Origin of the sequence: Komagataeibacter xylinus (genome assembly GCF_009834365.1) — a bacterium.
Lineage (GTDB): Bacteria > Pseudomonadota > Alphaproteobacteria > Acetobacterales > Acetobacteraceae > Komagataeibacter > Komagataeibacter xylinus_D.
Genome location: NZ_CP041348.1, coordinates 919,404 through 934,142 on the forward strand (window position 1 = coordinate 919,404; position 14,739 = coordinate 934,142).

Genomic DNA, 14,739 nt, shown 5'->3' on the forward strand with positions numbered 1-14,739 from the left:
CGGGATCGATCGGACGGGCACCTATATCACGCCCTTTACGGGGGCGGAAACCACAGCTTCACCCCCGGCATAACGGGGCGCCTGCGGGCATGGGCGCGGCCCTGCGCTGCCTTGCCGCCACGCGCTGGCGCTCCTTCACCCTTGCTACGGCCAGCAGCACATAGAAACCCGCCACGTTCACCACCACCTGCATCATCCACCCGGTGCCAAAACTGGTCAGCACCAGCCGCCCGTACAGGTCGATCAGTGTGCCCGCGGTGAAGATTTCAAGCGAGTGGCGGCCAAACAGCGCCATGAGCTGGCCCGGCCGCGTACTGGCCCACACCGTCGCGCGCGGCGAAGACTGCACGAGGTAGAACAGGGCCAGCACGTCAACCAGCCGCCATGGCGAGAGGATCATCTTGTCAGGCAGCGCCATGACCACGGGCCGCAGGTCGACAAATCCCCAGTCCGTCCACGGAAAGGACTGCACGGCGGAAAACATCAGATAGAGCGCGCACAGGCCTGCAAACAGGCGCGAACGCGGCAGGCTGCCATCATGCCGGCCCGCAACCCGGGCCGCGCACACGCCCAGCACGAACAGGAACTGCCAGGCCAGCGGGTCGAAATACCAGCCATCGGGGTCGAGCCAGTTGGGAAAGTTCAGCCGCGGGTCGTAATTGACCCCCAGCCATACCGCCGCACTCAGCCCCAGCACCACCGGCGTGCCCACCCCGCGCAGCAGGGCGTAGAGCGGGGCGAACCCCAGCAGCAGCACGATATAGAGCGGCAGGATGTTGAGGTTGCCCGGCAGCGCCACGAGCGAGAGCACCCGCCAGACCGAATCCAGCCCGTGCGCCAGTTCCGGCTCCAGAAAATCAACCGGCACCGGCCAGAAATGCCGCCAGATGCGGATGGTCGCGATACACACCACCACCATCACGATCTGGAACACGTAAAGCTGCCAGCACCGCCGCCCGATGCGCCCCAGCACCTCGACCACCGGCTTTTTGGCAAAAGCCCGCCCATAGGCCAGCCATGAGGCATAGCCCGCCAGCAGCACGAACACCTCTGCCGCATCGGCAAAGCCGATATTGCGCATGGTAAAGCGGTTGAGCCAGTTCTGGGGAATATGGTCGATGCACATCATGAGGAGTGCCGCGCCCCGCAGGGCGTCGATACGGTGGTCGCGCCGGTGCGGGGCCTGCGCCCGCTCGCTGGAAATGCCCATGATGCTCCCTGCCTGCCTCAACACGATGCGCCCGGGCCATGCCCCGGTGCCGCCCGATGAGCGTAAAGCAGCAAATCGGATCGCAAACCATTCTCATCATGGCAGGGATGCCCCGCAACACTGTCATGGCGCGCCGGTGGCCCCTGCGCACTGTTTCATGACTCGACCACCCTGCCCCACCCCTTCTATACCCGCACGGGCGAGAAAGCAGGGAGCGCAACCATGACCAGTCCCGACCGGGCAACCATAGAAACCGTGCTGCGACAGGTGTGCACGGACGATAAGGCCGCAAGCGTTGCGGAACTGGGCAGCCTTGATGCCTTCATGATGCGTGACGGCGTGCTCCATGTTGCCCTGGCGACCGACCGGGCGCGGGCCGAGCGCCTGCAACCCCTGTTGCCCGCACTCGAACGCGCCCTTGTTGGTGCGGTTCCCGGCAGCACGGGGGCCAGTGTCATCCTGACCGCGCACCGCCCTGCCCCCGCACCTACCACGCCCGCACCCGCAGCGGGCGGCGGCCACCGTCCGCTCAACCTTGGCGGCGGCAAGGCGGGCAAGGCCCCCACCGGCCCGCTGCCCGCAGGGGTTGGCGTGGTCATTGCCGTGGCCTCGGGCAAAGGGGGGGTGGGCAAGTCCACCACGGCGGTCAACCTTGCCGTGGGGCTGGGGCTGGAAGGGCTGAAGGTGGGGCTGATGGATGCCGACGTGCATGGCCCCTCCCTGCCGCGCATGATGGGCGTGAACGGCCAGCCCGAAGTGCGCGATGGCCGCCTGATCCCGCCGCATAAATGGGGCATTTCCGCCATGTCGATCGGCATGCTGGTGGAAGAGGACAAGGCCATGATCTGGCGCGGGCCGATGGTGATGGGCGCCATAGGCCAGCTGCTGGGCGATGTGGAATGGGGCGCGCTTGACGTGCTGGTGGTGGACATGCCGCCCGGCACGGGTGATGCCCAGCTAACCTTGGCCCAGAAAACCGCCCTGGCCGGGGCCATTATCGTCTCGACCCCGCAGGATATCGCCCTGCTCGATGCCCGGCGCGGTGTGACCATGTTCGAGAAGATGAACGTGCCGGTTCTGGGTGTTGTGGAGAACATGTCCTATTTCTGCTGCCCCAACTGCAACCACCGCACCGAGTTGTTCGGCCATGGCGGGGCGCGGGCGGAAGCCGAAAAGATGGGCGTGCCCTTTCTGGGCGAGATCCCGCTGCTGGCCGATATCCGCGCCAGCGCCGATGAAGGTGCGCCCATCGTGATCGCGGCCCCTGACAGCCCGGCAGGGCAGGCCTATCGCGCGCTGGCCCATACGGTGGGCACGACGCTGCGCCGGGTGCTGGACAGGAAGAAGTCGGGTTCCTGAAAGCCTTGATACCGCCTTTTTTAAAGGCGGTATTTTTTGAAGCTTTTTGAAAAAAGCTTCACCAAAAACTTTGATTGGTTTTTAAAAAACAGAAATTTTCTGGTTCTTTTTTATAAAAAAGAACCGTTTAACTACACAAACTACAGCTTGCGATCCCGCTTGATCCGGTCCCACGCCGCATTGATCTGGGCAATCCGGGCCTCGCCCTGCGCGCGCATGGCCTCACTCGCCCCGCGCGCGGCCAGCACATCGGGGTGGTGCTCGCGCACGAGGCGGCGCCAGACCACGCGCACTTCGTCATTGCTCGCATCGCGTGAAATGCCCAGCACCTCATAGGCATCGATTTCGCTCACGCCGGGGCGGGCACCGCCTTCGCTCGCGCGGTCCCATGCACCGGGGCTGAGGTTGAAGGCCTTGTGCACGCCGCGCAGAAAGGCTTCCTCCTGCATGTTGACCGGCCCGTCAGCACGGGCAATGACGAACAGCGCGGCCAGCGCCTCCTCCAGCATGTCGGTCTTGTTGGCAAACGCGCGGCCCAACTCGGAGGCGAAAGCCCTGTAATCATCGGTGCGCTGGCGGGCGTTATCGAACAGGCGGCCCACTTCCTTCATGTTCTCGGGCGGGAGATGGAAGCGGCGCTTGAAGGCGTCGATCTCGGCGCGGTTCACCGACCCGTCGCATTTGGCCACCTTGGCGGACAGGATGATGATGACCAGCCCGTATAACTGGTCGCGCTTGCCCATGGCCGCAGCCATCTTGGCCGCCATGAAGGTGGCCGCCCCGTTGGGGTCGGCATTGAGCCGCGGGCCCCAGCGATCGGTCCAGCCGCCTGCGGGGGTTTCCAGCAGTGAGCCGTTATCCGCTGCGTGCCCGAGCGCCGTGCCCACGACCGCGCCCATGGGGCCGCCAACCGCGAACCCCGCAACGCCACCAAAAATCTTGCCCCAGATTGCCATGCCCCGACGCTAGCACGGTTTGCCCGGTCAACCCAACTGATCTTGCCCGTCCGCACCCGCCATTTCGGGCAGGGCTGGCATCCATTCGCGCAATGCCTCCACCCGCAGGGCAGACGCCAGAGGCCGGTCTGGCGGGCGGGCGGCATCGACCTGCCCCACAAGGGCGGCAAGTGCCAGACCGCGTGCCTGGGCAATAAGGTGCAGCGCGTGCCAGAACTCCGGCTCCAGCGCCACGCTGGTGCGGTGGCCCGACAGGTTGAGGCTGCGCTTGTGCAGCATCCGGGCAGCCCGCTGGGCGGGCAGCGGCATGGCGGGCGGCTCGCTCATGCAGGCAGCCGCAGCGTGGCCCATCGGGCGGCCTCTGCCACGACGGGATCAGGGTCATTGCACAGGCGGCTCACCACCGGGCGCAGGGCCGCCTGCCCGCTATTGCCAATGGCTACCGCCACATTGCGCACAAAGCGGTTGCGCCCGATGCGCTTGATGGGCGAGCCGGAAAAACGCGCCCGGAAGCCTGCATCATCCAGCCCGGCAAGTTCCACCAGCGCAGGGGCGTGCAGGTCATCACGCGCGGCGAGCTTCATGTGGCTGGTGGCCTGCGCGAATCGGTTCCACGGGCAGACGGCAAGGCAGTCATCGCAGCCATAGATGCGGTTGCCCATGGCGGGGCGCAGCTCAACGGGAATCGGGTCGCGGTTCTCGATGGTGAGATAGGAGATGCATCGCCGTGCATCCATTACGCCGGGTGCGGGAAAGGCATCGGTCGGGCAGGCCTCAAGGCAGCGGGTGCAACTGCCGCACCCGCCGCCCGAGGGGGCGGATTGCGGCAGGTCGAGCGTGGTGTAGACCTCGCCCAGAAACAGCCAGCTCCCGTGCTGCCGCGACACCAGCGAGGTATGCTTGCCCTGCCAGCCCAACCCCGCATTCTGCGCCAGCGGTTTTTCCATGACCGGGGCGGTATCGACAAACACCTTGACCTGCGTCTCGCTGCCTGCCCGCCTGCCCTCGTTCACCACAAACTGCGCCAGATGCTTGAGCATGCCCTTGACCACGTCATGGTAGTCGCGGTTGCGGGCATAGACCGAAATATTGCCCGCATCAGGCACCCGCGTGGTGGCCAGTGCATCGCCCTGTGGCGCGTAGTTCAGCCCCAGCGCGATCACGCTGCGCACCTCGGGCCACAGGGTGGCGGGGTCGCCGCGCTGGGCCATGCGCTCGGCCATCCAGCCCATGCTGCCCGCAAATCCATTCTCCACAAAGGCGGCAAGGCGCGCGCGCGTCGCCTCATCGAGCCGGGCGGGCGCAAACCCCACGGCATCAAAACCCAGCGCGCGCGCGTGATCTGCAATGCGGACCGCAAGGCGGGCCGGATCAGGCGACGCCTGTGCCATCAGGCCACGGGTGGGATGTCGGGAAAGGGCATTTCATCCCCACTCCAGTCATCCATTGCCCATTGCGCCCGCAGGTGGGCGGCATGGGCTTCGAACGTGCCATCGACAATGGCCGCCCGCATGCCGCGCATGAGCCGCTGGTAATAGGCGATGTTGTGCCATGTCAGCAGCATCGGGCCGAGCATCTCGTTGGCGCGGAACAGATGGTGCAGGTAGGCGCGGCTGTGGCGCGAACAGGCCAGGCAGTCGCAATGCGGCGAGATGGGCCGCGAATCGCTGGCATGCCGCGCGTTGCGGATATTGAGCGTGCCGCGCTCGGTGTAGGCGCGCGCCGTGCGCCCCGCCCGCGTGGGCATGACGCAGTCGAACATGTCCACCCCGCGCTCCACGGCACCAAGCAGGTCATCGGGTGTGCCAACGCCCATCAGGTAGCGCGGGCTGCCATCGGGGATGAGCGGCACGGTGGCCTCAAGGGTAGAGAACATCAGTTCCTGCCCCTCGCCCACCGCAAGGCCACCAATGGCGTAGCCCTCGAAGCCGATGCCGGTCAGCGCCTTTACGCTCTCGGCGCGCAGTTCCGGCTCGGTGCCGCCCTGGATGATGCCATACTGCGCGTAACCCGGCCGCTGCACGAACGCCTCGCGGCACCGCTGCGCCCAGCGCATCGACATGCGCATGGACTGGGCAATGACCTCCGGCGCTGCAGGCAGGGCGGGACATTCGTCAAAGCACATGCTGATGGTGGCATCGAGCGCATGCTGGATGTCGGTCGAACGCTCGGGCGTGAGGCGATGCTTGGAGCCATCGATATGCGAGCGGAAGGTTACGCCATCGGGGTCGAGCTTGCGCAGCGGGCCGAGCGACATGACCTGAAACCCACCCGAATCGGTCAGGATCGGCCCCGGCCAGTCCATGAACCGATGCAGTCCGCCAAGCTGGCGCACCCGCTCGGCGCCGGGGCGGAGCATGAGGTGATAGGTATTGCCCAGCACGATGCCTGCCCCCGTCGAGCGCACGCTGTCCATCGTCATGGCCTTGACCGTGCCCACCGTGCCCACGGGCATGAAGGTGGGGGTGGCAACCGTGCCATGCGCGGTATCGAGCCAGCCCGCCCGGGCGTGGCCGCAGCGCGCTTCGGGCCGCCAGTTGAAGGTGGTCATGGCAGGTCTCCCTCGGTGCGGTGCAGCAGGCAGGCATCGCCATAGGAATAGAAGCGGTAGCCGCTGGCAATGGCATGGGCATAGGCCGCCTGCATGCGATGGTAGCCGCCAAAGGCGCAGACCAGCATGAACAGGGTCGAGCGCGGCAGGTGAAAATTGGTCAGCAGCATGTCCACCGCGCGGAAGCGGTAGCCGGGTTTGATGAAGATGGCCGTCTCGCCATGAAAGGGGTGAACGATGCCGTTTTCATCCGTCGCACTTTCAAGCAGGCGCAGCGAGGTGGTGCCCACAGCCACGATCCGGCCGCCTGCCGCGCGCGCGGCATTGATGCGCCGGGCCGCATGCGGCGAGATGGTGCCACGCTCGGCATGCATGCGGTGGGCGGAAATCTGGTCACTGCGCATGGGCAGGAAGGTGCCCGCGCCCACATGCAGGGTCAGTGTCTGGCGGATGACGCCTGCCTTATCGAGGGCGGCCAGCAGCTCCGGCGTAAAGTGCAGCCCCGCCGTGGGGGCGGCCACCGCACCCCGGTGCTGGGCGAATATGGTGCTGTAGTCCTTGCGGTCTTCCTCGGTCGGGCCATCGGGGCGGGCGATATAGGGCGGCAGGGCCAGCTTTCCTGCATCATGCAGGAACTGGTCGAACGCTGCCCCTTCGGCGCTGAAGCGCAGGGTTACATCACCTGCATCGCCCCGGCTGATGACCTCCGCCGTGACAGGACTGCGCCCGAAGGTAAGCGTATCACCCGGCCGCAGGCGGCGGGCATTGCGGGCGAGCACATGCCATGAACCATCGGGCAGGATGCGGTCGAGTGTAATGCCGATCTTCGCCTCGCCGCGCATGGCGGCAAGCTGGGCGGGGATCACCGCCGTGTCATTGGCGACCAGAATGTCGCCCGCCCGCAGGCAGCCCGGCAGGTCGCGCACGTGGCGGTCAATGAAGGGGCCTTGCCCGGGCACATCGAGCAGGCGCGCGCTGTCACGCGGGCGGGCCGGGTGATCGGCAATGCTCGTGGGCGGGAGGGTGAAGTCGAAATCAGAAACCAGATCCGTCATGCGGCACCCTTTACGGAATCCGCACCCCGGTTGCCAGTACGAACTCTCATCGCCCGCGTAAAGAAGCTGCTGGAAAAGCCTGCCCACTGCATGTGCTGCAAATCATGCAAAAGTTTTTGGCGAAGCTTTTTTTCAAAAAGCTTCGAAGAACGCCGCCTTTCTGAAATAAAGGTGGCACCCAGAAACTTTTATTCCTTTTTCCACTAGGCTTCCTGCGCCTGCTGCATGGCGGCGTTGGACAGACGCAGCCGGGAAAGCCACAATGCGGCAGCGATTCCCATACGGGAATGTTCCCCGCCTGCACCCGGCGCGCCGGATGCCGCGCAATTTATGGAGTTAGCCCATGTCCTACGCCGCCCTTGATGCCGTCCGTATTGCCCGCGCCTGCAAGACTGCACTGCATGTGCTCGAAACGGTGGAAGAAAAGGACCGCAGCGAGGCCCACCAGCGCAAGACCATCATGATCCAGCGCATCGAGGCCCTGGCCCGCGCCGCCGCCGAGAGCAAGAACAACGACCAGGTCATTACCCTGACCTCGGAAGAATTCTGGCTGATCAGCCAGAACTGGTAATTCCAGGCGCCATTACCCTCCCCCTATTCGCGCCAACCCCGGCACGAAAAGCAGGAAACCCACATGACGTTTACACTGACCAGCCGCTCCTTCAACGATGGCGACCGCCTGCCTGAAGCGCAGGTGTTTGAAGGCATGGGCTATTGCGGCGGCAACATCTCGCCGCCGCTGGCATGGCAGGACCCGCCTGCGGGCACCAAGAGCTTTGCCATCACCATGTACGACCCCGATGCGCCCACCGGCTCGGGCTGGTGGCACTGGGTTGTCATCAACATCCCTGCCGAGGTCACCTCGCTGCCCGCAGGCGCTGGTTCGGGCGACAACAACCTGCCCGAACATGCCGAGATGACGCGCACCGACTTTGGTGGCAACGTATATGGCGGTGCAGCGCCCCCGCCCGGGCCGGAGCATCGCTACATCTTCACCATCCACGCGCTTGATATCGCGCAGATCGAACTGCCGAGCGATGCCTCGGGCGCCATGGTGGGGTTTGTGATCAACCAGCATAGCCTGGGCTCGGCCAAGCTTACGGCCGTGTATGGCAAGAAGCCGAAATAAGAGAAGTTTTTGGTGAAGCATTTTTCAAAAAGCTTCGAAAAATGCCGCCTTTTTGAAAAAAGGCGGCACTCAAAAACTTTTATCCGTTACTACCCCTGATATGAGGCAATCTCGATCAGGTTGCCATCAGGGTCATGGCAGTAGACCGAGGTCACCGGCCCGAGCGCGCCAAGGCGGGCTACCGGCCCCTCGGTCACGCGCACGCCGCATTTTTCCAGGTGTTCAATCACATCCACGCTGTTGAGCGCGGTGGTGAAGCACAGGTCATTGGTGCCGGGCAGCGCATCTTCCGCCGTGACCCACCCTTCGGCCCCGTGGGGGCGGAGGTTGATCTTCTGGCCGCCGAATTTCAGCGCCGTGCGGTTGTTGCGCCCATATTCCTCGCGCTCCATGCCCAGCACGCGCTGGTACCACGAGGCCGAGACCTCAAGGTCCCGCACACTCACCACAAGGTGGTCAAGACGATCGACGGTAAAACGCATGGCGCTCCCTAACCTTCGGTTGTCCGGCCCGACGGGCAGGCCGGACGCCCCATCGGGTGACGTTCAGCCGGTCAGGCCATCATAAAAATCATTACCCTTGTCGTCGATCACGATAAAGGCCGGAAAATTCTCGACCTCGATCTTCCACACCGCTTCCATGCCCAGCTCGGGGTATTCCAGCACCTCGACCTTGCGGATGCAGTCCTGCGCAAGGCGTGCGGCAGGGCCGCCGACGGAACCGAGATAGAAGCCGCCATATTCCTGGCACGCATTGCGCACGGCCTTGGAGCGGTTGCCCTTGGCCAGCATGACATAGGAGCCGCCCGCCTTCTGCAGCATGGCCACATAGCTGTCCATGCGGCCTGCCGTGGTGGGGCCGAACGCGCCGGTGGGCATGCCCTCGGGCGTCTTGGCCGGGCCGGCGTAATAAACGGGGTGATCCTTGAGGTATTGCGGCAGGCCCTCGCCCTTTTCCAGCCGCTCGCGGAACTTGGCGTGGGCGATGTCACGCGCCACCACCATCGTGCCGGTCAGCGACAGACGCGTGCGCACGGGGTACTGCGAGAGCCTGCGGCGGATCTCGTCCATCGGCTGGTTGAGGTCGATCTGCACCGCCTCGCCCTCGAGGTCGTCATCCGTGGTTTCGGGCAGGAAGCGGGCGGGATCGGTCTCGAGCTGTTCAAGGAACACGCCATCGCCCGTGATCCGCGCCTTGACCTGCCGGTCAGCCGAGCACGACACCCCGATTCCCACCGGCAGCGACGCGCCATGGCGCGGCAGGCGCACCACGCGCACATCGTGGCAGAAATACTTGCCGCCAAACTGCGCGCCAATGCCGAGGCGCTGGGTCAGCTTGTGGATTTCCTCTTCCATCTCAAGGTCACGGAAGGCATGGCCGTGCACGCTGCCCTCGGTGGGCAGGCTGTCGAGCCAGCGGGTGGAGGCAAGCTTGACGGTCTCGAGATTCTGCTCGGCGGACATGCCGCCAATCACCACCGCAAGGTGGTAAGGCGGGCAGGCCGAAGTGCCGAGCGTGCGGATCTTGCCATCCAGCCATTTCAGCAGGTTTTCCTTGTTGGACAGGAGCGCGCGCGTCTCCTGGAACAGGAAGGTCTTGTTGGCCGACCCGCCACCCTTGGCGATGAACATCAGATCCATCTGCTCGGCATGGTAGTCGCCTGGCGTGGCCGAGATATGGAACTGCACCGGCAGGTTGGTGCCGGTGTTCACTTCCTCGAACATGGAAACCGGGGCCATCTGCGAATAGCGCAGCGCCGTGCCGGTATAGGTGTCGTACACCCCGCGCGAGAAGGCTTCCTCCTCATTGCCATCCACCCACACGCGCTGGCCCTTCTTGCCATACACGATGGCGGTGCCGGTATCCTGGCACATGGGCAGCACGCCGCCTGCCGCGATACAGGCGTTCTTGAGCAGGTCCATCGCCACGAAGCGGTCGTTCTCCGATGCCTCGGGGTCTTTCAGGATCTTTGCAAGCTGCGCCAGATGGCCGGGACGCAGCAGGTGCGCCACGTCATTGAAGGCGCGGGCGGCGAGTGCCGTCAGCGCCTCGGGGCGGATATGGACCACCGTGCGGCCCGCGAGGACCGAGGTGGTGATGCCCTCGATCTCAAGCTTCTTCCACGGCGTATCATCATCGTGCAACGGAAAGAGCGGGCCATACATGAATGGCTTGCGCGCGGGTGCGGATACGTTCAACGGACACTCTCCTCTGCCTTTTCCCCCGGATTGGTTCCGGGTGGCGGCGTTATGGAATCAGGGCGCGTCCGGTGCATCCGGCGCACCCGGATGGTTGATGTGGCTCAGCCCGGCCCGCCCGGCCCACGCTTGCGGAAGGCGGCAAGACTTACGACCTGCGAGCCCTCGCCCCTGTCCTTCTCGGCCCCGCCTTCCTCCGCTACGGCCGCGGCAGGCTGTGCTGCGGCAGCGGCGGGCTGTACCGGCACCACGTTTTCGCCCTCGGGGGCGGCGGCCACGGGCGGCTGCTCTGGCACGCTGAAGCGCAGGGCAAGGCGGATATGCGGATCGGCAAAGGCGGAGATGGCCGCCACCGGAATCACCAGCGTGGAGGGAATTCCGCCAAATGACAGCCCGACCGAGACAATCTGGCGGGCGCGGTCCACCTTGAGATCCCAGAACTGGTGCTGGAGCACGATCGTGATCTCGTGGGGGTACTGCGCGCGCAGGCGATCAGGCATTTCAACGCCCGGCCAGTCGGTCCTGTATGTCAGATAGAAATGATGATCGCCGGGCAGGCCGTGGGCTGCGGCGTAATCAAGCGCGCGCAGCATGACATGGCGATATGAATCCTCGATCCAGGAATCATAAGGCATGAGGCTGTCGGGGATGGCGGCATCGAAACCGTTTTCCTCGTCGTGATCATCGGACATTTCGGACTTCTCCGTACATCCGCCCGGGCAATGCTGACCCGGAACGGATTTTTGCAGACATGCGGGTTCGGACCACGCCGTGCCACAGCACCAAGCTGTGCGTCAAACTTCATGGCATGGCAAGCCACGGGCGCGCGGCATCCCTTCACGAAGCGGATACCGCACCATCAACCTAACATGAGCAGAAGAAAAGGTGGGAGGGCTTCTGTTGCCCGGTGCCCTCCCGAACCGCGCTTATCGCTTATGCAGCGACAGCGAGCACCTCTGAGTTATCGTTGGCACTTGTAATTTAGCCCGATAACGGTGGTACAATGCCGGGCAAAAGGCGGGTCTTTACCATGCGTGTCGAGCCTGTTTCGTCCCCATATCCCCCACCTGGAGGGAAACTGGTGGAGACGCCGGGTACCGCCCCCGGGTCCACAACACTTATTCCACGCGCCGTTTATCGCCATAGCCAAGGGGCAAGCCCCTCCTGCACTTTGCAACATAGGCATTCGCCCTGCATCTGGCAAGGGTTACGTGAACGGGGGTGCGGTGCAGCAGCCACAATTTTATCCACCCGCGAGAGGTGGAATTTTCATGCCTGTCCGCAAGGAGGCCGCTCATGGCGGTTACAGGCCCTGTTGCAGCGTGGATATCATTGCCCCTACGCGCCTGCATGCGCCATGATGCCGCCGTAAAAGCGGGCCAGAGCCATACTGCCCGGACAGGCCATGCAGGCTGTTGGCCCGACGTGCCGCTTTATATGGTCTGGCCCATATGGTATGGCCCGCGTCCTTGTGGTGATGCATATGAACGAGGCGGTAGGACACATGTTTTCCAGCGAGCAGAAATCGGCCATCGAGACAGCCCGCGCCGGATGGGCCCAGACCCGTCGCCTGGTCGTGCCCGCGGTGGAAGACGTGCTGTATTCCCCCATTCCCGTGCTCGAGACCGGCTTCGTGCGCGCGGTGGACTATATGGGCGGTGATAGCGGCATCGTGCAGGGGGCGCGCGTCTCCTACGGCAAGGGCACGCGCAGCACGTCTGATGACCGGGGCCTGATCCGCTACCTCATGCGCCACCGCCACACCAGCCCGTTCGAGCTGGCCGTAATCAAGCTGCATGTGCGCGCGCCCATTTTCGTAACCCGGCAGTGGTTCCGCCACCGCACCGCCAGCATCAATGAATACTCGGCGCGCTACTCCGTGCTGGAGAAGGAATTCTACTTCCCCCGCCCCGAGGATATCGCCGCCCAGTCCACCAACAACAAGCAGGGCCGCGCCGATGCCCTGCCGCCCGAGCAGGCCCGGCAGGTGCTCGACATCCTGCGCGATGACGCCTCGCGCTGCTACGACCACTATCTCGACCTGCTTAACGAGGACGAAAACGGCGAGAAGCGCGACCCCTCACGCCCCGCCATCGCCCGCGAGCTTGCGCGCATGAACCTGCCGGTCAACATCATGACGCAGTTCTACTGGCAGATTAACCTGTGGAACCTGCTGCACTTCCTGCGGCTGCGCGCCGACAGCCACGCCCAGTACGAAATCCGCGCCTATGCCGATGCCATCCTGCAGATCGTGGAAAAATGGGCGCCGTTCACCTTCGAGGCGTTTACCGACTACATGCGCGATGCCGTTCTGCTGTCCGGCCCGGCGCTGCGCGTGCTGCGCGCGGCCATGAATGGCCAGGACGTTGATCCTGCAAGCCATGGGCTGAGCAAGCGCGAGGCGCGCGAACTTGCCGGAATGTTCCCCGAAATTGCGTCCCGGCTGGTCTGCCAGGGCTGACCGGCGCGTTCAACAAAGCGTGATCCCGTGCCACCGCTCCGTTGCGGTGGCGTTGAGGGGATGTGGATTTTACGTCACACCCAACGCGGCAATTCTGCCAGCATCACCCTTCCCGAGGCCCGTCCGGGCCGGGTTCGGCCCCATGTGCATCCTGCAGGGCAGCCACAATCTTCCCTCATCATCGGGCTAGCGGATTGCACAACAGCCATCCCATGCTAGAGAGTGACGCAAGAAAGGGGCGATATCGCCCGGTTCAGGATTCTTGCAAACACATTGGGCCACCCCGCCATGCCTGCATGACGGTGAAGCAAAGACAGAGGGAAGCGGAAACGAGTATGCGCGCAGAGACAGGATCGAATTCTTGGTCGTCCCGCCCGTTCCCGTCCCCGCGTCGTCCGGCGCTGCGCGTCGTGGGGGTGATGCTGGGCCTGCTGGGGCTTGCCTCATGCGCGGCCCCCCCGCCCACCGACCCGGACGCTTTGGCTGAATACAAGGAAGCCAACGACCGCTACGAAAAGCTGAACCGCAAGGCCTTCGGCCTGACCATGTGGGCCAACAAATACACCCTGCGCCCGGTGGCCAAGGCCTATATCTGGGCCGTGCCGCGCCCGCTGCGCAATGCGTTTGGCGGCCTGTACCAGACCATGAACGAGCCGGTGGTGTTCTTCAACGACGTGGGCGCAGGCAAGCCCCGCCGCGCGGGTGACGCCTTCGTGCGCTGGTGCATCAACATGACCGCAGGCATTGGCGGGCTGATCGATGTGGCGAACTACGCAGGCTACAAGCATCATGACAACGATGCCGGCCTGACCCTGGCCACATGGGGCGTGGCCTCCGGGCCATACCTGTTCCTGCCGGTGCTGGGGCCGTCCTCCTTCCGTGATGGCATCGGCTACGGCATCGACGTGGGCCTCTCGCCCTGGAACTACGTGCCACGTGGCTACGGGCTGCTGACCTTCAACTGGGCCTATAACATCATGGGCACCATCAACGGCATGGCCACCAATGTCGATGCGCTTGATCAGGTAATGAAGGATTCGCTCGATCCCTACGCCACCATCCGCAGCGCCTACCAGCAGCAGCGCAAGGCGATGGCCGAAGCCATAAAGAACGACCATCGGGCCACCGTGCCTGACTGGTACCACACGAAATAACCAAAAAGGGACACAGCGATGCAGAGATTCATCCCCCGTCGCCACGCACTGGCCCTGCTGGCAGCACTCGCCACCATGCCTGTTGCTTCAGCATGGGCGGTTGATGCCGGCGCGCAGGCCCGTTCCTTCGTCACCATGTTTGGCAGCAAGCTCGTTGGCGTGGTCAACAGCGACATCTCGCTGGAAAAGAAGAAGCAGGACATCCTGCCCCTGCTCGAACAGTATGTGGATGTTGATGCCATCGGTCGCTACTGCCTTGGCCGCTACTGGCGCACCGCCACCCCGGACCAGCAGGCCCGCTACATCAAGCTGTTCCATCAGGTGCTGGTCAACGCCATTACCGACAAGATTGGCGACTATCGCGGCGTGACCTTCGTGGTGGGCTCAAGCGCGCCCTCGGGCGATGACACGGCTGTCTCCACCGTCATCAACCGCCCCGGCCAGCCGGGCGCTGATACGCAGTGGATCATCAGCACCGCCAGCGGCAGCCCCAAGGTGGTGGACGTGGTGGGCGAAGGCGCAAGCCTGCGCCTGACCCAGCGGCAGGATTACGGCTCCTTCATCGCGCGTAATGGCGGCAATGTGGATGCCCTGCTGCGCGCGCTCGACAAGCAGATCGCCAACCACCACTAAAAACCTCTTCTCCATGCGCAGGCGCACAAAGAC

At 64.4% G+C, this 14,739-nt stretch carries 15 protein-coding genes and 1 other RNA gene; 6 read left to right on the forward strand and 10 right to left on the reverse strand.

Annotated elements, in window-relative coordinates:
* Positions 1-58: 58 nt before the first annotated feature.
* The gene (locus FMA36_RS04385; RefSeq protein ID WP_159261108.1) at positions 59-1,210 is read right to left on the reverse strand and encodes an OpgC family protein; all 1,152 of its coding nucleotides are present in this window, start codon (positions 1,208-1,210) and stop codon (positions 59-61) included.
* A gap of 222 nt (positions 1,211-1,432) precedes the next feature.
* Between FMA36_RS04385 and FMA36_RS04390 the strand changes: the two genes are divergently transcribed.
* Entirely contained in the window at positions 1,433-2,569 is a 1,137-nt protein-coding gene (locus tag FMA36_RS04390; protein ID WP_159261110.1) for an Mrp/NBP35 family ATP-binding protein, read from the forward strand.
* 140 nt (positions 2,570-2,709) lie between these two features.
* Here FMA36_RS04390 and FMA36_RS04395 read toward each other — a convergent pair whose 3' ends face one another.
* The 5 genes from FMA36_RS04395 to queA are packed head-to-tail and all read right to left on the reverse strand — an operon-like array spanning position 2,710 to position 7,131.
* A complete protein-coding gene (locus tag FMA36_RS04395) occupies positions 2,710-3,525 on the reverse strand; it encodes a TerB family tellurite resistance protein (protein WP_159261112.1) in 816 nt (271 codons plus the stop codon).
* 27 nt (positions 3,526-3,552) lie between these two features.
* Positions 3,553-3,852, reverse strand: coding sequence for a ribbon-helix-helix domain-containing protein (locus FMA36_RS04400; protein WP_240906474.1), 300 nt, complete (start codon positions 3,850-3,852; stop codon positions 3,553-3,555).
* Positions 3,849-4,916, reverse strand: coding sequence for a tRNA epoxyqueuosine(34) reductase QueG (gene queG / locus FMA36_RS04405; RefSeq protein WP_159261114.1), 1,068 nt, complete (start codon positions 4,914-4,916; stop codon positions 3,849-3,851). The genes FMA36_RS04400 and queG overlap by 4 nt, the downstream gene beginning before the upstream one ends.
* Positions 4,916-6,076 carry a tRNA guanosine(34) transglycosylase Tgt gene (gene tgt, locus FMA36_RS04410; protein ID WP_159261116.1) on the reverse strand — a complete coding sequence of 387 codons (1,161 nt, stop codon included), beginning with the start codon at positions 6,074-6,076 and terminating at the stop codon, positions 4,916-4,918. The genes queG and tgt overlap by 1 nt, the downstream gene beginning before the upstream one ends.
* The gene (gene queA / locus FMA36_RS04415; protein ID WP_159261118.1) at positions 6,073-7,131 is read right to left on the reverse strand and encodes a tRNA preQ1(34) S-adenosylmethionine ribosyltransferase-isomerase QueA; all 1,059 of its coding nucleotides are present in this window, start codon (positions 7,129-7,131) and stop codon (positions 6,073-6,075) included. Before queA ends, tgt begins: the two co-directional genes overlap by 4 nt.
* Positions 7,132-7,474: 343 nt before the next feature.
* On the opposite strand from queA, the gene FMA36_RS04420 reads away from it, so the two are divergent.
* Both FMA36_RS04420 and FMA36_RS04425 read left to right on the forward strand, forming a co-directional pair.
* On the forward strand, positions 7,475-7,702 hold the full coding sequence (locus tag FMA36_RS04420; protein ID WP_061272309.1) for a hypothetical protein: 228 nt from the start codon (positions 7,475-7,477) through the stop codon (positions 7,700-7,702).
* Positions 7,703-7,765: 63 nt separating this feature from the next.
* Positions 7,766-8,260: a kinase inhibitor gene (locus FMA36_RS04425; RefSeq protein WP_159261121.1), complete on the forward strand. Its 495-nt coding sequence runs from the start codon at positions 7,766-7,768 to the stop codon at positions 8,258-8,260.
* An 89-nt stretch (positions 8,261-8,349) separates the two neighbouring features.
* Here the strand turns inward: FMA36_RS04425 and FMA36_RS04430 are convergent, their stop codons facing one another.
* From FMA36_RS04430 to ssrA, 4 genes are all read right to left on the reverse strand, one after another.
* Positions 8,350-8,742, reverse strand: a complete 393-nt coding sequence (locus FMA36_RS04430) for a VOC family protein (protein ID WP_061272305.1) — start codon at positions 8,740-8,742, stop codon at positions 8,350-8,352.
* A gap of 63 nt (positions 8,743-8,805) precedes the next feature.
* Complete coding sequence (locus tag FMA36_RS04435) at positions 8,806-10,425, reverse strand: fumarate hydratase (protein WP_206065263.1); 1,620 nt, start codon at positions 10,423-10,425, stop codon at positions 8,806-8,808.
* 137 nt (positions 10,426-10,562) lie between these two features.
* Positions 10,563-11,150: an SspB family protein gene (locus FMA36_RS04440; RefSeq protein ID WP_159261125.1), complete on the reverse strand. Its 588-nt coding sequence runs from the start codon at positions 11,148-11,150 to the stop codon at positions 10,563-10,565.
* Positions 11,151-11,344: 194 nt separating this feature from the next.
* Positions 11,345-11,666: a transfer-messenger RNA gene (ssrA, locus tag FMA36_RS04445) on the reverse strand.
* A gap of 296 nt (positions 11,667-11,962) precedes the next feature.
* Between ssrA and thyX the strand changes: the two genes are divergently transcribed.
* The 3 genes from thyX (at position 11,963) to FMA36_RS04460 (ending at position 14,706) form a co-directional block, all read left to right on the forward strand.
* Complete coding sequence (gene thyX, locus FMA36_RS04450) at positions 11,963-12,919, forward strand: FAD-dependent thymidylate synthase (RefSeq protein WP_159263602.1); 957 nt, start codon at positions 11,963-11,965, stop codon at positions 12,917-12,919.
* 416 nt (positions 12,920-13,335) lie between these two features.
* Entirely contained in the window at positions 13,336-14,073 is a 738-nt protein-coding gene (locus FMA36_RS04455) for an MlaA family lipoprotein (RefSeq protein ID WP_159263604.1), read from the forward strand.
* A gap of 18 nt (positions 14,074-14,091) precedes the next feature.
* Positions 14,092-14,706, forward strand: coding sequence for an MlaC/ttg2D family ABC transporter substrate-binding protein (locus FMA36_RS04460; protein WP_130732092.1), 615 nt, complete (start codon positions 14,092-14,094; stop codon positions 14,704-14,706).
* The last annotated feature ends 33 nt before the right edge of the window (positions 14,707-14,739 follow it).